Genomic DNA, 19,115 nt, shown 5'->3' on the forward strand with positions numbered 1-19,115 from the left:
GCACAGGTCGGCGATGACAAGCCGCTCCATCAACGCTGCCAGGTCAGCAGCTTGACGCCCGCAACGCCAAACACCACGGCCACCGTCCCTTCGATCCAACGCCGCAGCCTGGCGTACAGCGCAATCATCGGCGCAGTCGAGAACGCGATCGCATAGCCGCCAAACACCATCACGCCGAGCAACGCGCAACCACCAATGATCGCGGGCAAAGTGCCGTTCGACGCGCCCTCCCCCAGCCCCAGCGACATGATCGCCATCCAGGCCAGCACCGCCTTCGGATTGCCGATATGCATGAGCACGCCCTGGCGGTAGAGCACCCGATAGCGCGGCGTCGCACGACCTGTTTCCACGTTCGCGAAGCCTGTGCCCCGCTTCAGCGCCGACCTGCCGGTGCGGAACGCCAGATAGAGCAGATAGACGCCCCCCACTATCTTTATGACGAATAGCGCCTGGGCGGAAGCCGCCAGCACGGCGGAAATCCCAGTCGCCGCCAGCGTCGCCCAAAACAACGAGCCAGTAATGACGCCCGCCGCCAGCGCAAGCGCCGGCACACGGCCGTGACGCATCGCCGTTGCCATGATCGCCATATTGCTGGGTCCAGGGCTGGCCGTGGCAATCAGATAGGTGCCATACACAAGAGCAAGCTGACTCACGAGCATTTGCGTTTCTCCAGGGACGTCGGGCCTCTCCGCCTTACAGCGGGAGGTCTCCGCGATGAACGATGTGGACCTTGTTGCCGTCAGGATCGCGCAGATACGCGCCGAAGTAGCCGTCGCCATAATGAGGACGTACCCCCGGCGCCCCTTCATCCGTCCCGCCCTGCGCCAGCCCGCCCGCATGGGCCACGCTCACGGCTTCCTGCGTAGGAGCCAGAAAGGCCACCATGCTGCCATTGCCCACCGTCGCCGGCTCGCCATCGTAGGGCATGTAGACATAGAAGCGCGGCAGCAGCGCCTGACCGGTCACCCAGCAAAGCGCCAAGGGCCCGCCATCCGGCGTGACAACGCGGCGCTTCAGTCCGAGCGGAAGCAGCACCGCGTCATAAAAACGGCCCGCGCGTTCAAGATCCCGCGTCCCGACAGTGATATGGCTGAACATTTGACGACTCTCCACGCGCCCGCCCTGACGGTCAGGCGCTTTCAGAAATGCATGACATGCCTCAATCGCATCGGGCATGTTACTCGCCTGCCAGATAATCTGGATCGCAAGATACTGCCCAGCCCACGGCCGGTTTTCCCGGTTCGCCAGCGTCGGCGGCGTTTTCGTTAAACTGACGCTTTCCGCCTACTCGTGCGCCCCGCCCATCGCGGGGCGCATTGCCTTACCCCATGTCCGACAAAACCCACGACATCCGCCCCGGCCAGTCGATCGAACTGCTCAAGGCCCTGCACATCCTGACCCGCGACGGCAAGATGAACCAGGACAGCCGCCGCAAACTCAAACAGGTCTACCACCTGTTCCAGTTCATCGAACCGCTGCTCAAAGACGTCCAACAACAACGCGGCGCCGTCACCCTCGCCGACCACGGCGCGGGCAAGTCGTATCTGGGCTTCATCCTCTACGACCTGTTCTTCAAGGAACAACCCGAGGCGCAGAAGAACGGCTCCCACATCTACGGCATCGAAACCCGCGAAGAACTGGTGAAGTCGTCGGAAGAACTGGCCAAGCGGCTGGGATTTGGCGGCATGTCGTTCCTGAACCTGTCGGTCGCCGATTCCATCACGTCGGACAAGCTGCCCGCCACGATCGACGTCGTTACCGCCCTGCACGCCTGCAATACCGCCACCGACGACGCGATTCATTTCGCGTTGGAGAAGAAAGCCAAGTACATCGTCGTCGTGCCCTGCTGCCAGGCGGAAGTCGCGTCGGTGCTGCGCAAGAACAAGGCGAAGGCACTGGCTGATCCGCTGGCTGAGATTTGGAGGCATCCGCTGCATACGCGGGAGTTTGGCAGCCAGATCACGAATGTGCTGCGGTGCTTGCAGCTGGAGGCGCATGGGTATCAGGTCAGCGTGACTGAGCTGGTGGGATGGGAGCATTCGATGAAGAATGAGCTGATCATTGCGCAGTACAAGGATTTGCCGCGCAGGAAGGCGGCTGAGCGGTTGACGGAGATGCTGGATAGGATTGGGTTGCAGGAATTGAAGGATCGGTTCTTTGTGCCGCAGCCGGCAGAGGCGGCGGCGTAAGCGCCTGTCTTGCTTCAGGCCGCAGCGTCAGCGTCCGTGCGTGCCGCAGTCTTCCGCCAGACGCACCGTATGACACGATGAACGCCATTCAAGCAGCCTTCCCCACATGTCCTCTCGCCCGCGCAAGGCCGCCCCAGAACAGACGGCACTGCTAACAGCGGCCTTCCCCGCGCGAGTGCGAGCCGAAGCAGCAAATATCGCCGAGGAAATCTGCCCCTCGGTCATGAGCGGCCGCGGATTGTCCGCCATCGTGCTGGACGAGTCGTTGACGCTGCCCTATCGCGTTCAGCATGGGGGAAGCGACTCCTTGTTTTCCAAGCTGGACGAACCCCAGGCACTAATTTACGCGTGCATACAGTCACGCCATCATGACGGCCACGTACGCCAGCGCCAAATTGAGCGGCTGGCAGGGGCATGCGAGCCTTGGGTTGTGCCGTTCGTGGTGCAGCTCTGCAGTGAATACGTCGTCGAAATCCTGCAGGACATCGAAGCGTGCTTGCCCTTGCTGGACAAGCGCGCCTATGGAACGGTTCTTCGAGGCAATCCGACCTTTCTGGATCTGGCGCAACAACGCATGACCAGCTACTGGGATTGCTACTACCGGCGGCGCTGGGTCAGAAGCGAAACCTATGTGGGGTTTCGCTTGTTCAAGCAGTTTCGCGACTGGCAGGTCTCCGGCTAGGACCTCACCAGCTTGAAAAGCCCGATCCGAGGATCAATTGCCAGAACTGCGGCGCAACCGATCGGACGAGTTCTTGTTCAAGCGCTTCGCTTCGTCTTCCGCGTAGTCTTCCTCGCCCTCTTCGTACTTGCCTTCATACATGCAGCTGCTGCGGTTCCATCCGCACTCGCCGCCTAATGAGCAACCGGAGCTCAAGGCGGCAAGGAACAAGAGGATGCTGCAACGGCCTAATTTTTGAATCGACATATCGCTCCCTGGTGATCGATGTAAGTGTAAGGGATCGAGATGATGACTGAGCCGGCGTGGTCTGAGTCTGAATTGGAAAGGGCTGCAACGCATGGCGCCGATTTCGGCTCAAGTGTGCTCAATTTGGCACGGGTCGCGCTTGATTGCGATGTCCGTCGGCCTCGATACTGGCATTGCAATCCCACAAAGATCGCCCAGATTGACAGCTGGAAAAGACGGACGACATGGTCGCTGCAATGGCGACTGCCTTCTCTTTATTACGTCAATACTGGAGCGGCTGATGGACGATCACCCTTTGACTCATGACCGATGGGCTACGCCGGACGATCCGGAGTTTGGCACAGTGCGGTTTTCTGATCTGCGGAAAATGGAACGCGCGTGCGCCGCGATTTGGACTATTGCTCGGATCGCGGGGAATAGCTTGAATGCGTCTGAGACTAGCGACGCACAATCACTAGGCGGTTGGGGCGTGTCCAATTTGATTGGCGGAATTGAGAGCCTTTGCGATCATATGGCGGATCTTGTCGCGTCGACTATTGACGAGTCCAATCTTGGAAAATGTGTCAGGTGACGATTGACTGCATGTGGTAAACGAAATTTTCGTCTGACACCTTTTCCCCTCCATCCCGACGATGGTTACCCTCATACAGATGGGACCACAAAAAAGTAAGGTGTACATACCGAGTTTGGGGGATGTTCGTCACTTCGTATATCGGTAACTTTGTCTTCATTTGGCTTCGCTTGGCTCCGACACTCGCCTTGACTGCGCCCAAGACCACGCCCGTCACAAGGGAAACACCCCGATCATATGGACTCAAGCGGTAAGCTGAAGCCGGTTCCGGACCGAAACTATCCCCTCCAACCATTGGAGGGACGTTTTACCCGGCAAGGCAGCAAGTGATTTACATCTGACAATGCACCAAGAAAAGTACGATGCAGGCTGTGAGTACAAGTCAACGTTGAACCACCATTTATAGGCACCACAGGTGCGTGCGCGGAGGGCAAGATGGCAGCCTCACATGTCAAACGCTTGAGCCGCATGATTGACGTAGTAACTGGAATCGCAGGTCATATGCGAAGATGCGAGCCATTTTCTCGCTCCACGGCCTTGCTAGCCTTAATCTCGACATGGGCGATCGTTCCATTGGCCAACGCTCAGAAAATGGATCTTCTATGCGGATCTCGTGTGGCAGCAGCACAATGGAGCCAAGAAAATACCCTAATCACGGAAAACTCCGAAGCACATCTTGCATTGATGCTGTCAAAGCTCTCGCAACGAAGCGATAATCTAGCCATTTCTCCTCAACTTTTGAGCGGCGCCAATTTCTCAACGTTGAGAAACCCGACGACGCAACAAACCGTCGACATCGAGCCTGTGGAACGAGTAACAGTCGGAAAATCTACAATTCCGGTGCCTGCGCAGGTCGCCGAAGTGAAGAGTTGTTCCAAGGCCATACAGTCGCTGCAGACCAAAGTTGTAAACATCAAGGATCGCAGCTATACATGCGCCTTGCTCGACATGGACAGAAAATGCCTCACCAGCAGCGAGTCTCAGCCGCATGTAAGAGACATCTCAATCCCATTTCGCTCGGTCGCCGTCGTGGTGGTAAGACAGCAAGCTGTTTGTACTGGATTACTCCTAGACGAACGCTCATTTAGAACTGCGCGGCATTGCTTTATAAACCAAGTGTCTGGTGATCGACGTCCCGAATTTTCCGATTCTGCTTCGAGAGACTGGCACATCGAGACTCTGGATGGCAAGCGAACTGTCTACGTCAGTGCCGGCGAAATAGAAAAACTTGTCGTTCCTGGTGGTTTTGATATCGACCTAGACCCAGTCACGATCAGCGTCACCGTCATGTCCTCCTCTGACGCCAAGCCCTTGCCTCACGTCAAATTCAAGTCTCCATCCGACAACAACCAACTATTGTGGCTAGCTGGGCCGGTGCATCTTTTGGACCAAGCAATTGCAATCCGCCAGGGTGTACTAAACCAAGCCGCAGCCCCCCCAAAGCCAAACTGGCGCGACTCTATTCGATGGAGTTCCCTACTCGGCGCCCAGTGCCGTACCGTTGAGATCGAAGGAGCCTGTGTCTACCACTCATGCCAGTCATTCCAGGGGTTCAGCGGCAGCCCCATGATCATCAGTGCCGTGTCTGGAATGGGAAGCACACCCGATACCATCGAGTATGTTGGAGTCCACTCGGGAACACCAGGGAAAAAGAAGCCATTCGGTTGGCCCGGATGTACTAAATCGACGGCCACTTTCATTGGATCCGACTATTTGATCTTCAATGTTGGCAATAGTGGAGACTAATCATGCTAAGACTAGCCATCGCCGCATCAGCCACATTACCCCTCATAGCCTGTTCCCCACTCCAAGCCAATCGAAAAGCCGAAGAGAAGGGACCAGTCATTGTGCGGGCCGCCTTCAGTGACAGAGCTTGTCCCAGCGACCCAGATGTCGGTCGAGCAGAGTCGGTGCTCGGAGCGGCCGCAGCCTCATGGCTAATCGGCAAGGCAACCGAGGCTGCGGTAAATTTCATAAACGATGCGATTTCTCAGGCGGCGAAACAGGACAGCGAAACCTTCACTATTACTGGTCAAAATCCGGACTATCTCTTCAAGGTTCAAGGTGACCAGACGCGCATGCGGGGATGCTTGTTCGTTGCCGTAGCTCCGCGTGTAACAGCAGGTAGGTGGTGCGAAGAGGGTAAGACAGGAAATTGGTACAACGCCCAAACCTGCAGAGCCCCCGCTCCTGAGCTGGAAAGTAAATGGGAGGAATGGAGCTTGGGTACGCCGACATTTTTCGCAGAAATTGGAATGACTTCTCCTGACGGTGGGCCAACCAATGCGGTCATCCCCCGAGCATATAAAGTCTACTACCCAGAACCGATTTCGACGATGGACGTTGATAAGGTCAAGGGGTTCACGGTCGGCATCACGGCGGCCAAGCCAACCAAGTCGACCAAGACCAGCGGCGATATTGTTATGGAAGTATTTCTGGGCGGAGATGGAGTCACGCCGAAAACCGTGACCATCGATGCAACCTCGCTTCAAACCAGTGGTTTGTGGGTAAACGTACCCACTGCGGAAGGCACGATCGGCTCGCTCCATGCGGGACCGGTAAACCTGTCAGTAACAGTAGCCGAAACACCTCACCCCACTAAATGGCTGCAGACTCTCGCGAAGTATTCCGCAGAAAACAAACAGAAAGCGATTGATGCGATTGTGGCAAAAGCTGATCCCGTCGTAAGAGAAAAAGCGGAAGAAGCGGCAGTCGTGGACTCGTTGACGCTGCAAGGAACCGCGGCCACAGCTTGTGGCACATTTTCCAAGCAAATGGCCACCCTCGCCGCAGCTCAAAAGGATGTTAAAGATGGAAAAGGTGCGAACACTGAAGAGAAGCTTCAACATGTATACATCCTTGATGCCACTTGCTCGGCAACTCGGCTTCTCAAACGATCAACGCTTGCAAGTTGGGAAGCTTCTGGGAAAACCAGTTCTCAACTCTGTGGGCGTGCCCAGGATGCCGACACGGAAATCAACAAATTTTGCGAACATTGACTTTTCGATTAGTGTGGAATTAATGTGGCAGGCTACAGTTTATCGACCAAATCGTAGTGTGACACCACTTTTAAAGCGTGTGGATCGACTTGCGAATCCAATAATCGGAAAGATCGGCCGACCATCTCGTTGCTTGCGCTAGGTGTCATGATCTATGCCGAGCGGAACTTGGCTTTGACTCAAGCATCGGCAATTGGGCTGTTCCAAGCACCACACGACACCGCCGAATCCATCGGAGGGTGCCGATGGATTCGTGGGGAAACCCCAGAGTCTGGCACCATTATTTATGCTTGACCTCAACTACGACTGTTGAAGCTGCTTTTTGGCGCGATGGGAATATGTTCATTGCGACCATTTTAGAAGCGTGACTTCGGAGCTATAAACGCTGCTTATCGATAAGGCTGCGGTAGTGCTCGCCAAGCACGGTAAGTCTGCATGATTTGCTCTGCATCGCAGCGTGCCACATATGCGGCGCATCAACGGGGACAACCAGATTCAGGCGGTTATATCGCTGCAGAACAGCAAATTTCCTGGCGTTCTCAGGAATCGGATCTGGCATTCCCGGATCTCTACCTTTCATCTCCGACTCAAACGTCGGGTCGAGGTGAAACTCGTGACCTCGGCCGGGGAAGAACTCTGTAATCCGTCGCAGCTCGTCAAGAGGGATCGCTGGAAGCACCTTTCTTAGTGACACAAACTGCCTAACATTGGTCTTAAAAATGGGGCGCTGCCCCCAGGAGCCAAGAGATTGATCAACATGCGCGTAGATACTTCCCGGCGTAATGTCTCCGGTGAGATTGGCTGCTCCTCCATGAAGAGCGTCCACTAGTAAGGTAGTGAAAACACCTCTGCCGTTTTCTTCTGTTGCATATTGATCGGCAGATGAAGCCGTAAGTATCGTTAAGCCCTCAGCCAAGCTAGCGAGATTCTCGGCGGATGGGGGGGTTCCAGCGATTCCTGAATGACAACTATCCAAAATGATTATTTTGTTCCGAGCGGGAGATGCATTGGCTACTGTCAAGACATCAGAAAGAGACAGTCCTTCGTCACCTCGACGAGAATCCGTTGCCAGTAAATAGCCCCCAGTTGCTTCAATGTGTCCATGGCCCGCGAAATAGAAGAGGGCAATGTCAGCAGGAACTTTAAACAACTCAGTCACATTATCTTTCAGGAGAGACCGATCAACTCGATCCGTTGGTCCGGTTCCTGTAAATATTCTGCAATCGAAGTTGATCGATCCATCTCCATGACGATCTAGGATCGCCTTCACGGCATGTGCGTCATCGACACATCCATAAAGGGGGGTGCCATGGTCGTAATGGTTTATCCCGACGATCAGAGCTATGCGCACGAACACCTCCTTAGTAACGAGGGACTATTGGGAGAACGGATCAGCTCAGGTCTCGGTCACCGCATCGTAGATCCTCTTTGCCACTTTCTTGTCACTCAAATAGCCCGAGATACCGTGGGCATTCGACGTGTCATTGTGCACGTCTGTGTTATTTTCAATGGCGGGGGTGAGTGGAAAATTCTTTTTATCTAGAGCGTAAAGTGAGACCACATCTCGTTCATCCATCGCGTTGAACCACGCGAACACATTTTCCGGGAAGCCGAGTGGCTTGATGCCAGCCAGTTTCTGTTTGATGGCCATGACAGCCAGCGGCGACCCTAGCGTCACAAAAAGTGGAACTTTCCAGTTTCGTTTTTTGGAGTTCTGCCGTAATACGTTGTAGGCGACCACTGTGCCAAGAGAGTGGGAGACGACCACAGCTTCCTTATTCTCCGGCATCGCTGACGCAGTCCCTGTATCAATCACTGCGCGGGTGACGTCGTTGGTGAGGTACTGAAACACGTCGCGCGTCGCTAATGCGACGCTCATGCCGCTCGCTCCGGGGACGTACTTGTCAAGCACTTCCAAAATGGCTTGTACCCACTGCCAATTGAGAACGCCCTTTTCGATAATTGCGCCCGGTGGTAATGCACGCTGGATCGCTCCTTCCGGATCCCCCTCGAACCGCCCGACCGACTCAAGCAGCACGGCCTCAATGAAAGCCTTCTCGTCCAGCGAGAGTTCGCCATCAGCCCCAGGCGCTTCCCCTCGGACGACGATCTTTGCTGCATCTTCCGGTGGCTTACCCCCCACCAACTGGTCGAGGGTGTCGCCATAGTAGGGAAAATGAATCTGACTATCGGCGAGCGGCAAAGAGAGTCCATTCCTTTTCAAACCTTCAGCCCAAGCCGCAACCCACTCGCCCTTGAGGGCCATGGAATCCTTAAGCTGTTGAGCACGGCCATGAACAAAAACGAGATCACGCATGATGGTGTACCTCTGGTGGAAGCAGCTGTTGTCGGAAGATATTGACAGCATCCGATGTAAAGTGGGACCAAAGGCTCGGATGGCGCATCCGCGAAACACTGATCAGTTCTTCGGAAAGTGTCCCGCCACGAGCGGCAAGACCAGCCCACCCGCGAGCAAGCAAGGGCATCCCGGGTGGCAGGGTACGCAATTCATCAGATTCCTCACCTGGCCTGCTGGCCAAGAGCGCCATGTCAAAAAGAGGGAGGCCCCCCCTAGCTCGCAGCGCGGCGACCAGGTCGCGAAGCTGCCCTACCATCCCAGCGTCGTCGAGGGCGTAGCTAAGATAGAGCAACAGCATTGGATCGGGAGCTGGCGCTTTCAAAAGTCGCGCCGTGAGCGCTGTCAGAGTGGCTCGGCCGGGCTGGAAGACACCTCGTTCAATCGCTGCAGCCACAAATTCCCGCAAATAGCGCTGTTCGACTCGTTTCACCAAATCGGACTCGTAAGGTAGGGAGTCTTTAGAAGCCTCGTAGGCTAGGCCCACCCACCTACCGTGATGGAAAGACAATTCTGCGATGAACTCAGGCAGCAATGGCACCATCACGCCAGAGCCGTCGTCGAAGATCAACAGAACCCGATCACGGGCCTGGGCTGAATGGGGATACGCTCGTAGAATTTCGCCCTCAACGACCCACTCTACTTGCGCACTGCGGCAAATTGCCTCTTTAGCCTTCCCGCCCCGCAGCTTGACGCCGCATCGGGTCTCAAAATGCAGAGGAGAAAACTCTTCGCTTTGGCGCTGGGCCTGCTTGACGATTTCCTTTGCTTCGGGTGGGTTAGCCGAATATGTCGGAAGCCTCTGTCGACCAAGCAGGTTGTCGACCGTCGCATCAACCCAGTTCGGCAAGCTAGGCGCTGACTGATCTAGGCGAGCTCGTTCGAAATTGCGCGTCCCCCTGAAATTCAAGTTCAGCAGATCACTATTGCGTGATACAGGTCCGGGCGGCGGAGTGAGCGCTAGCCGAGCTATCCACGCCAGTTCCGGATCGGAGGAGATGCGCGCATCTGGCGTCTGGAAGGCCCGAGTGTGTAGACCGCGTTTGACGAGAAATTTGCCAACCTTTTCACGCAGCACATGCTTGAGGGGCCACGGACGGATCACCCCTTCGGGCATCTCACCGTCACCAGCCACCTCGATGATTGCTGGCTCGTCGCCGTCGAGTACTGCCAATAGGGCTTCGGTGTACAACGCTACAAAGTTGCCCGCATTCGCCGCATCTTGCGCCTGAACCTCCAGTGCTGGGTTGCCCAGCGTGCAGGCGAAGAACTGATCCACCGCTTTCTCAGCGCCACCACCTGGTACCATAGGAAATATTGGCGAACCGGTAATGAGTTGCTGTTGCACACCGGCTGCGGCCGTCCTGCAAGCATCGGAGATAAATATCACATGAGGTACGCTGCTGTAGCGGGCAAGAACCGCGCTACGGGCCACGTCCACGGACTCGGTCGGCCATTCCAGCCCTTGACTTAGCAGCCAGAACTCTCCGTAATTGATATTGAGCCCGTGGCCTGCAAAATAGATCAGTAACTGTTCAATACCAGCCATAGGGTCTAGCTGACGCTTGATCGCCTCTTGCACGGCTGACGCCGCCACCGACCCACTCTCGTCGGTAATGAGTACGACGCGGTCGGGGGCAAAGCCTTGGGCCAGCACCCACTCACGCATCCGCCTGGCGCCTCGCACGGCATCATTCAGCGTCGGCAAACCCTTCACTCGGTTTATCCCGATCAATACCGCAGCACGGTTCATCCCTCATTCCCTCATTACTGTCTGCCCCGTCTTTCAGCCCCTCACTCCCGCGAAGAGTGACGGCACTGCGAATAATAGAATTCTCGACAGTCTTTCTATTAGATCGTACCAGTTCTTTTTATCATTGCGCCCTGTCCACTTAGGAATGCGTAACTCGCATTTTACGAAATTCGGATGAATTGACTACAGGAGTTATTCGTCTTCGCATCCAGAACATGGAGAGCCCTACTAAGCTTTGATGCCAAGCAGGGGCTTGGCGCATGGTGACCTCTACAATTTGTTCTTTCCTTCCCCCATAACTTGGTCTATCGCCGATGCGATCTCTCCCCAGTCCCAGGCGATCGTGCGATTCCGCGCAAGCCCTTCAGGAAGATTGCTGGAGGAATCAGCGCCACCGACGTACACGCCAAAGACTGGAACATTCTGGTCTTTCGCCATCTTAATTTCCTTGGCAACGCCAGTTGCGCTTGTCATCGTTTTTCCTACCAAGACTATCAGCATATTGCATTTGTTGATCTTGTCCTTGATCAGCGCCTCCCACTCCGCCTGGGGAAGCGATGACTTAGAAGACCAATCCTGAACGGAGAACGGCGTGCGTGAATTCTTCGCCTGTCCAGCGAAGAGCATCTTTTCAGTGCTATTGTGATCGAAGTCAAAGCTGATAAATGCTCGTGGATCGGCCATGCGAAATTCTCCTTAGTAGCAATTCAGGTGTAAACGCAAACAAAGGATGGCTGGTGTCCGCGGGCGCGATTGCTCATTCCAACTTCAACCACAAACAGCCATCTCATAAAAACAGATAATAAACGAAGAACGTCCGCGCGTCTCCGCTTTGCGGACCACGCTATTTCAAATTCGCTATCCGCTCATCCCTGACCGGGTAATTTCCCTCAAAAGCGTTGTTGTGGATTCAGGCGAGCAGGGCATCAAGCACCTCGACCGGGCTTTTAAAGCAGAGCGTTTTTCTTGAGCGGGATTTTAACTGGACGACGACTTCGTCCAGATCTTGAGCCGGTTCCGTTTGGGAAGTATCGGCGTAGCTAGCCGTACATATTCTCATTGGCGTTACATTACCAAGGGCTGCTAGGATCACAAAAGTGCACGACTATGTGGATCGCCAGGGATTACCCACCCGCGCCCATCCGAAACACAGCGCACGCGCACAATGCAGAATTGCGGTAAGGCGGCGTATTGATGGGCATTGCAGGCAAGCCAGTGCGGTTGCGCAACCACGAGGCTATTCAAGCTGAAACGACGAACGGCCCATTCATGCAATCGCCCTTGCCGATCGCTGGCTTTGCCATCATCGAAGCTGCCGATATAGCCGAGGCTATAGCGATGGTGTCGCGGACGCCCTGCGCTGTTGCGCACGGCGTCGTTGGGGTACGGCCGCTGGAACAGCCTTCGAAAAATGGTGTCAGACTACAATTCTCTCGCCAGATTGCAGCCAAACACCATTTCTCCTACGCACAAAGGGGGTAAACCCATGCCAAAGTTCGTAACCATCGGATATGGCGACCAGGAGGGCTACGATCGTACGCCCGCGGCCATCCGAAACGCAGCGCATGTGCACGACGCAAACTTGCAGGCAGACGGCGTGTTGATGGGCATTGCAGGCAAACCAGTACAAGTTCGCAACCACGAAGCCGCACGGGTTGAAACGACAAACGGCCCATTCATGAAATCACCCTTAGCAGTAGCCGGCTTTGCCATCATCGAAGCCGCCGACATGGCCGAAGCTATAGCGATGGTGTCGAAAACACCCTGCGCGGTCGCGCACGGCGTCGTCGAGGTGTGGCCGCTGGAACAGCCGTAGCGACACCTCTCATCCGCACCGTAGGTTTACGTCTCGCAAGAACAAGGGAATAACAGCCCAGCGCCTATCCCCTACCCCGCATTCACAAATGCCGATGGCTGCAAACCATAGCCTGCCCGATCAGCCCCTCGATCAGCCTGGCCAGCCCCCTCGCGCTACCCTCATCCAGCCATTCCGTCCGAACCATCCGAAACCCCATCGCCAAGCTGTACTGCCAATCCAGCTCCAGTATCCGGTAATCGCGCCCATCCTCCGCGCAATGCCACTGCGCCGCCGGATCCTCATAAGCCGCCCCAATAAAATCAACATGCGAGTCAAACGGCGGCATGGATTCCAGCAGTTCATCTGACCCCGGCAAGCTAGGCTCGGACAGATTCTCCCCCACCGCCACATGCGGCTCAGGTCCGTCATAAGCCAGCAGCATCAACGGAAAATTCTTGGGGTCTGCATCATAGGAAGCCCGCGTATCGTCAGTCAGATAGGCACGAGCCGCCGGCCCCAGGCAGTACTGCGGGCTGTTCCAGTCGCTGCTCTCGTTATCCGCATACCGATCCCCCGGCGTAATGCCGTGCTCAGCCAGTAGCGCCAGAGCTTCTTCCATCGTGTCGTTGTGGCGTATCGGCATATCCGCCGGCAGATACCCCGCCCCCACGTACATGGCGATCACGTCTCCCGTGGTACACAGGCCTTCTTGATACTGGTACGAACCTTCATTCAAGCTGGCCAGATCGAAGCTAAGGTTCAACAGCGCGCGATACGGAATACCGTCGCCGCGCGGTTCCATGACATATCCGCCTTCCAGCAGTTTGGTTTCCAGCGCCCGCCAATCAGGCGGCGGCAAATGCATGTCGCGGGGGCACAGAAACTGGTGGTGTTCGGACATGGGCGGGACTCTCTCTGCTGAGGTGGCTGGGGCCGGCGAATTGTAAGCTGGCGCCCCGCGCATTTCCCCAAGGCAGAAGAATCAGGCGGCGCGAACGCTTAATCCACTTTCGCCCCCGACCGCTGCACCAACGGCACCCATTTGGCGATATCGGCCTGGATAAAAGCAGCCAGTCCGCTGGGTGGCCCGTCGTGGAAGATCTCATACCCCAAGCCCTGCAGCCGCTGGCGCTGTTCGGCGCTGTCCATGACTTTGCGCGCCGCGGCGTTGAGTTTCGCCACGACGTCCGGCGGTGTGCCGGCGGGGGCCATCAGACCTAGGTCGACGGTGATCACGTATCCCGGTACGCCCTCTTCCATCATGGTCGGCACGTCTGGCAGCAAGGGGGATCGGGCCTCGCCCGTGACCGCCAGGGCGCGCAACTTGCCTTCCTTGACCAGGCCGGACACGCTGGGCGTGTTGTAGAAGGCGAAGGCGACCTCATGCGCCATGACGGCGGCCACGCCTTGTGGCGCGCCACGGTAGGGGATGTGCGCGGCCTGGGTGCCGGTGATCGACAGCAGCAGTTCGGCCGAGAGGTGGTGCGTGGTGCCGTTGCCGCCGGACGAGTACATCAGTTTGCCCGGTTGGGCTTTCAAGGCCGAGACCAGTTCGGGCACGGAGCGGTATGGGCTGTCGGACGGCACGACCAGCACATTGGAGCCGCCGGCCAGATAGGCGACCGGCACGAAGTCCTTGGTCGGATCGTAGGACAGCTTCGAGAACAGTCCCAGGTTGATGGCCCAGGTATTGTTGGAGCCCAGTACCAGCGTATAGCCATCGGGCGAGGCCTTGGCTACGTAGCTCATGGCGATCTGGCCTCCGCCGCCGGGCTTGTTCTCGACGACGACTGTTTGCCCCAGTTGCTGGCTCAGGCCGGGTTGGATCGAACGCGCAAGGATATCGGCCGTGCTGCCCGCCGCCAGCGGCACGACCAGCGTGATGGGACGATCCGGAAACGGCGCCGCCTCGGCTGGCGTCGCGGCAAGCGACGCACAGGCCAGTACAGCCCCCAGTAGAACCCCTTGTAGTGTTTTCATGATGCCTCCGCGCTGGCGCGAGCAATGGAAACCATGCGGGCTTGCATGATGCCAAGCAGCGTATCGGAGCAGGCAACCCCGAAAAATAGGCGGGGTGCTATAGCGTCATGCCATCACGGCATGGCGGCGTCGCGGCGCAGCCGTTGGGAGACCGAGCGGACCACGGCGACGAAAGCCTGGGCCGCGGGAGACAAGGGGTAGTTGGCCAGGCGCGCGATGGAGATCGGCCATTCCAGCGCCGGATTGCGCAAGGCGATGCCCTTGATGCCGGCGGGCATCTGCCCGCGCGCGATCTGCGGCAGCATGGCCACGCCCATGCCGGCCTGTATCAGGCCGATGGCCGTGGACAGCAGGACGACGCGCTGTTCGACGCGCGGATAGATGTTCGCGGCGATCAAGCGGCGGCTGATGTTGAGCCAGGCGGGCGCTTCGGGGTTCAGCTGGATGCAGGGCAATTCGGCCAGCACCTTGGCGTCGACCTCGTCCAGCCTGGCCAGGGGGTGATCCATGCGCGCGAAGAGTGCGACGCCGCTGTCCGAAAGCTGTTCCACCATGATGCGGGAGTCGTCGTCCTGCATGACCGCGCCTAGGCCGACATCGGCCTCGTGCGAGAGCAGGCGCGTGCGGATCTGCTGCACCATGCAGTCGACCACGATCAGATCCAGCTGGGGGTGGCGCTGGCGGAACTCCATCAGGATGTGCGGCAACAAGGTGGCCGCGCTGACGTGGCCCACGGCGACCATGACTTTGCCGCGCTTCAGGTCGGAGTGTTCGCGGCATTCCTGGATGGAACTGTCGATGGCCAGGATGGCGCGCCGCGCCGCGTCGACCATGGCCTGGCCGTCGCGCGTCAAGGAGACCTCGCGGCCACGCACCACCAGCGGCTGGCCGACTTCGGCCTCCAAGCGGCGGATCAAGTGGCTGACCGAAGGTTGTGACAGGCCCAGGCGTTCGCCGGCGGCCGTGAAGCTGGCCGTTTCACCGATAGCGACCAGCGCGCGCAACTGGCGCAGGGAGACGGATTCGATCGGCTCGGTCATGTAGCGACGTCATGATGGAATAGTTTGCATACTATAGCTATATGGATGTGCGGTCCCTAAGATGGGATTTCCCTAACCCGTCTGGAACCGCAATGCCCCACTCTTCCTACGCCGCCGACCGCATGGGATCGGCCATCGTCGAACCTACCGGCCGCTTCGAAGCGGGCAGCTTCGCGTCGTTCACGCTGACGTACACCGCGGGCTATTTCGGGATCGACGACACCGGATCGATCAAGATCGTGCACCGCTTCGCCAGCGACATGGGCAAGCCGCAGTTCGATCAGCCGGACGGCTGGAACTACACCACGGTCGAGGCTTCCAACGGCGCGGTGTTGCAGGTCGAGTACGACGGCAAGCGCAATATCCGGCCCTGGGACAAGACGCTATTCATCCGGGTGGTGCGTGGCTACCTGGAGGAAGGCGATCGCATCGTGGTGCGCTTCGGCGATACGCGGCAGGGCTCGCCCGGCATGCGGGTGCAGACGTTCAGCGAGCCTACGTTCGAATTCAAGGTGCTGGTGGACGCCTTCGCCACCTATAACTACACCGAGCTTCAACACTCGCCGACTATCGCCGTGGTGGCCGGGCCGCCGGTCGCCTACAAGGCCATCCTGCCCAGCCAGGCGGTGGCGGGCGAGCCCTTCAGCCTGGGTTTCAAGGGCGAGGACAAATGGGGCAACCCCAGCGATCAGGTAGCCGGCGAGTTCACCCTGCGCAGCAGCCTGCCGCTGCGCGGCCTGCCCGCCACGTTCACTATGCGCAAGGGCGAGTTTGCAGCGCGGCTTGAGGGATTGGTGGCCGAAGCGCCCGGCGAACTACGCATCGAGGTGCTGCGCGGCGGCCTGCCCGTGGCGCAAAGCACGCCCTGCCGCATCGTCGCGGCCGGCGGCGGCACAGGCGGGCACTATTGGGCCGACCTGCACGGGCAGTCCGAGGAAACCATAGGCACCAATTCCGCCGAGGACCTGATCCTGTTCGCGCGCGACCGCGCCTTTCTGGACGTCATGAGCCACCAGGGCAATGACTTCCAGATCACCACGCCATTCTGGGAACAGTTGAACAAGCTGACCGCGCAATACAACCAGGACGGATCGTTCATCATCTTTCCCGGCTATGAATGGTCGGGCAACACCGGCTTGGGCGGCGACCGCAACGTGCTGTACTTGAAGGAAGGCCGCCCCATCCATCGTTCCTCGCACGCGCTGATCGACGACCTGTCGGACCTGGCGCTGGACGCCAACGATGCCGATGCGCTGTTTGACGCGTTGAAGGACGAGGATGTGGTGGTGTTCGCGCACATCGGCGGCCGCTACGCCGACATTACGCGGTCCCACGATGCGCGGCTGGAGCGTTCCATCGAGATCCACTCCGACTGGGGCACCTTCGAATGGCTGCTGGAAGATGCCTTCCGGCTGGGCTACCGCGTGGGCATCCTGGCCAATAGCGACGGGCACAAGGGCCGGCATGGCGCCAGCCATCCTGGCGCATCGATGTTTGGCGCGTATGGCGGCCTGAGCTGTCTGATTGCCGACCAGCTGACTCGCCAGTCGATCGCCGAGTGCCTGCGCCAGCGCCGCCACTACGCCACCACCGGATGCCGCGCCTACCTGGACGTGCAAGCGCATTTCGACAGGCCGGCGCAGCGCTATTCCGACGATCCCAAGCTGGGCGCCCCGGTCACGCGCGAGCCCGTCACACAGGCCGACATGGGCGCCATCCTGTCGTACGACGGCGACTCGCTGGAACTGTCCTTTGAAGTCCTGACCCATGGCGCCATCGAGCGCGTGGAAGTCCGCAACCGCATGGACGTGGTGCAGACGCTGTACCCCTACGACGAGGCTGCGCTGGGCAGCCGGATCCGCATCGTCTGGGAAGGATCCGAGTATCGCGGCCGCGGCCGCCAGACGGTCTGGGACGGTAGCGCCACCCTGGAGGGCAATACCTTCGTCGATCCGCTGCCCATCAATTTCTGGAACCTGGACAAGACCCTGGCGCAACCCCGACCCGACATGCTGAGCTGGCGCTCGCTGACCACCGGCGGCTACAGCGGCATCGACGTGCGGCTGAGCGATCCGCGCGCCGGCGTGCTGAAAATCGACACGCCCGTGGTGCGTACCGAGATCCCCGTCGACCAGATCGGATTGGAGCCGGTCGTCGTCGAAAACGGCGGCATCCGGCGCCGGCTTCAGGTCTATCGCCTGCCAGACGAGAACCCGGTGCAGCGGATGCAGGCCCGGGTGCGCGTGCCGCTGCACACAGACTCCGACAATGCCGTGTACCTGCGCATCACGACCGAGGACGGCTTCTTCATCTATTCCAGCCCGATCTATGTGGAACGGACCGGGTCCGGGCCGAAATAAGATGGCTGGCCGCTAGGCGCCAGCGGCATCGATCAATTCCGCCGAGGACTCCCGCAGGCACTCGGCGAACAGCTGCGTGGTGGATGTCGTGGTGTCTTCGCGCCAGTACAGGATGGCCTCGCCCAAGGGGCCCAGCGGCGGCAGCGGCAGCATCCGCATGGTGCCGCGCTGCACGTAGCGGCGCGCGAGCGACAGCGGCAGGATCGAGACGTATCCCCCGTCGCGCAGCAAGGACAGGTTCAGCGCCAAGGAACTGGACTCGATGGTCGGACGCAACAGGGTCACGCCATGTTCGGCCAGGATCTCGACCATGGTCGCAAAAGCGGGCGAGCCCTGCATGGGCGTGATCCAGCGCACGTCCTGCAGGTCGTCCCAGGCCACAGGAGTGTCGGGGCCACCCAATGGGTGGCGCGTGCCCACCACGAATACGAAGGGCTCGTGATGCAAGGACTCGTGGCGCATCACCGGCAGATACCCGGCCACGCGGTTGCGGCCCAAGGCGAGGTCGAGGTTGCCTTCGTCCATCATCTTGAGCAGGCGATCGAGCGTGGCTTCGACGAACGAGAACGAGGCGTTCGGCGCGCGCCGCGTGAACAGTTCGACGGCATGCGCGATCAAAGGTTGGGGAATCGTCACCACGGCGCCGAATCTGACGTGGCCTGCCGTGCCAGAGGCCAGCGCCTTGACGTCGCGCCGCGCCAGTTCGATCTGGCGCAGGATCTCGCGCCCGCGTTCGACCAGCACGCGGCCTATGCGCGTCAATTCGATGGCGTTGCCTACGCGGCGCACGACCGGCGTGGCCAGCGCCTCCTCGATCTCCGCGATCTGCTTGGAGATGGCAGGCTGCGTGACGTGGAACGCGGCGGCCACCCGCGTCACCTGGCGCAGCTCGCCCAGCGCCACCAGGATGCGCAGATGCCCAAGCTTCAGGCCGCTGCGGAAGAAACGTTCTATCGAGTTGTCGGACGGCGTGCTGGCGGACATGTCGGGAGTGGAAAGACGACGGTATCGGTCGCCATCGGGCAATGGCGCAAGCTGCCAATCATAACCAAACGGTAATGCCGAATGCGGAAAGTGTGATTTGCCGCCGGGTCCGGGCAGCCCGTACCCTTCGAACGGACAGCACTGTAGCGCAGACCTT

General features: G+C 58.7%; 17 protein-coding genes. 7 read left to right on the forward strand and 10 right to left on the reverse strand.

Annotated elements, in window-relative coordinates:
• Window positions 1-29: 29 nt before the first annotated feature.
• Together AC6LKD_RS11615 and AC6LKD_RS11620 are read right to left on the reverse strand one after the other, a co-directional pair.
• A complete protein-coding gene (locus AC6LKD_RS11615; RefSeq protein ID WP_498116252.1) occupies window positions 30-659 on the reverse strand; it encodes a LysE family translocator in 630 nt (209 codons plus the stop codon).
• A gap of 34 nt (window positions 660-693) precedes the next feature.
• Entirely contained in the window at window positions 694-1,098 is a 405-nt protein-coding gene (locus AC6LKD_RS11620; RefSeq protein WP_498116315.1) for a VOC family protein, read from the reverse strand.
• A gap of 230 nt (window positions 1,099-1,328) precedes the next feature.
• Here AC6LKD_RS11620 and AC6LKD_RS11625 point away from each other — a divergent pair, with 230 nt between their 5' ends.
• The 4 genes from AC6LKD_RS11625 to AC6LKD_RS11640 all read left to right on the forward strand — a co-directional run bounded on the left by AC6LKD_RS11625 (window position 1,329) and on the right by AC6LKD_RS11640 (window position 6,687).
• Entirely contained in the window at window positions 1,329-2,189 is an 861-nt protein-coding gene (locus AC6LKD_RS11625; RefSeq protein ID WP_498116254.1) for a class I SAM-dependent methyltransferase, read from the forward strand.
• Between the two features lie 106 nt (window positions 2,190-2,295).
• Window positions 2,296-2,871 carry a hypothetical protein gene (locus AC6LKD_RS11630; protein ID WP_498116255.1) on the forward strand — a complete coding sequence of 192 codons (576 nt, stop codon included), beginning with the start codon at window positions 2,296-2,298 and terminating at the stop codon, window positions 2,869-2,871.
• Between the two features lie 1,285 nt (window positions 2,872-4,156).
• Window positions 4,157-5,434 carry a hypothetical protein gene (locus AC6LKD_RS11635; protein WP_498116256.1) on the forward strand — a complete coding sequence of 426 codons (1,278 nt, stop codon included), beginning with the start codon at window positions 4,157-4,159 and terminating at the stop codon, window positions 5,432-5,434.
• A gap of 2 nt (window positions 5,435-5,436) precedes the next feature.
• Window positions 5,437-6,687: a hypothetical protein gene (locus tag AC6LKD_RS11640; protein ID WP_498116257.1), complete on the forward strand. Its 1,251-nt coding sequence runs from the start codon at window positions 5,437-5,439 to the stop codon at window positions 6,685-6,687.
• Window positions 6,688-7,063: 376 nt separating this feature from the next.
• Here AC6LKD_RS11640 and AC6LKD_RS11645 read toward each other — a convergent pair whose 3' ends face one another.
• From AC6LKD_RS11645 to AC6LKD_RS11660, 4 genes are all read right to left on the reverse strand, one after another.
• Window positions 7,064-8,038: a caspase family protein gene (locus AC6LKD_RS11645; RefSeq protein WP_498116258.1), complete on the reverse strand. Its 975-nt coding sequence runs from the start codon at window positions 8,036-8,038 to the stop codon at window positions 7,064-7,066.
• 45 nt (window positions 8,039-8,083) lie between these two features.
• Complete coding sequence (locus AC6LKD_RS11650) at window positions 8,084-9,004, reverse strand: hypothetical protein (protein WP_498116259.1); 921 nt, start codon at window positions 9,002-9,004, stop codon at window positions 8,084-8,086.
• Window positions 8,997-10,796: a caspase family protein gene (locus AC6LKD_RS11655; protein ID WP_498116260.1), complete on the reverse strand. Its 1,800-nt coding sequence runs from the start codon at window positions 10,794-10,796 to the stop codon at window positions 8,997-8,999. The genes AC6LKD_RS11650 and AC6LKD_RS11655 overlap by 8 nt, the downstream gene beginning before the upstream one ends.
• A 270-nt stretch (window positions 10,797-11,066) precedes the next feature.
• Complete coding sequence (locus AC6LKD_RS11660) at window positions 11,067-11,480, reverse strand: TIR domain-containing protein (RefSeq protein WP_498116261.1); 414 nt, start codon at window positions 11,478-11,480, stop codon at window positions 11,067-11,069.
• A 510-nt stretch (window positions 11,481-11,990) separates the two neighbouring features.
• Here AC6LKD_RS11660 and AC6LKD_RS11665 point away from each other — a divergent pair.
• Window positions 11,991-12,278 carry a hypothetical protein gene (locus AC6LKD_RS11665; protein ID WP_498116262.1) on the forward strand — a complete coding sequence of 96 codons (288 nt, stop codon included), beginning with the start codon at window positions 11,991-11,993 and terminating at the stop codon, window positions 12,276-12,278.
• A 4-nt stretch (window positions 12,279-12,282) separates the two neighbouring features.
• Window positions 12,283-12,612, forward strand: coding sequence for a YciI family protein (locus AC6LKD_RS11670; RefSeq protein ID WP_498116263.1), 330 nt, complete (start codon window positions 12,283-12,285; stop codon window positions 12,610-12,612).
• Between the two features lie 82 nt (window positions 12,613-12,694).
• Here the strand turns inward: AC6LKD_RS11670 and AC6LKD_RS11675 are convergent, their stop codons facing one another.
• From AC6LKD_RS11675 to AC6LKD_RS11685, 3 genes are all read right to left on the reverse strand, one after another.
• Window positions 12,695-13,495 (reverse strand): hypothetical protein, encoded by an 801-nt coding sequence (locus AC6LKD_RS11675; protein WP_498116264.1) that lies wholly within the window; start codon window positions 13,493-13,495, stop codon window positions 12,695-12,697.
• A 98-nt stretch (window positions 13,496-13,593) separates the two neighbouring features.
• Window positions 13,594-14,574 carry a Bug family tripartite tricarboxylate transporter substrate binding protein gene (locus AC6LKD_RS11680; protein WP_498116265.1) on the reverse strand — a complete coding sequence of 327 codons (981 nt, stop codon included), beginning with the start codon at window positions 14,572-14,574 and terminating at the stop codon, window positions 13,594-13,596.
• Window positions 14,575-14,687: 113 nt separating this feature from the next.
• A complete protein-coding gene (locus AC6LKD_RS11685; protein WP_119451312.1) occupies window positions 14,688-15,614 on the reverse strand; it encodes a LysR family transcriptional regulator in 927 nt (308 codons plus the stop codon).
• Between the two features lie 92 nt (window positions 15,615-15,706).
• Here AC6LKD_RS11685 and AC6LKD_RS11690 point away from each other — a divergent pair, with 92 nt between their 5' ends.
• Window positions 15,707-17,974 carry a DUF3604 domain-containing protein gene (locus AC6LKD_RS11690; protein ID WP_498116266.1) on the forward strand — a complete coding sequence of 756 codons (2,268 nt, stop codon included), beginning with the start codon at window positions 15,707-15,709 and terminating at the stop codon, window positions 17,972-17,974.
• A gap of 12 nt (window positions 17,975-17,986) precedes the next feature.
• Here AC6LKD_RS11690 and AC6LKD_RS11695 read toward each other — a convergent pair whose 3' ends face one another.
• Window positions 17,987-18,958, reverse strand: coding sequence for a LysR family transcriptional regulator (locus tag AC6LKD_RS11695; protein ID WP_498116267.1), 972 nt, complete (start codon window positions 18,956-18,958; stop codon window positions 17,987-17,989).
• Window positions 18,959-19,115 lie beyond the last annotated feature (157 nt).

It is taken from the genome of Achromobacter sp. D7-1 (genome assembly GCF_059760445.1).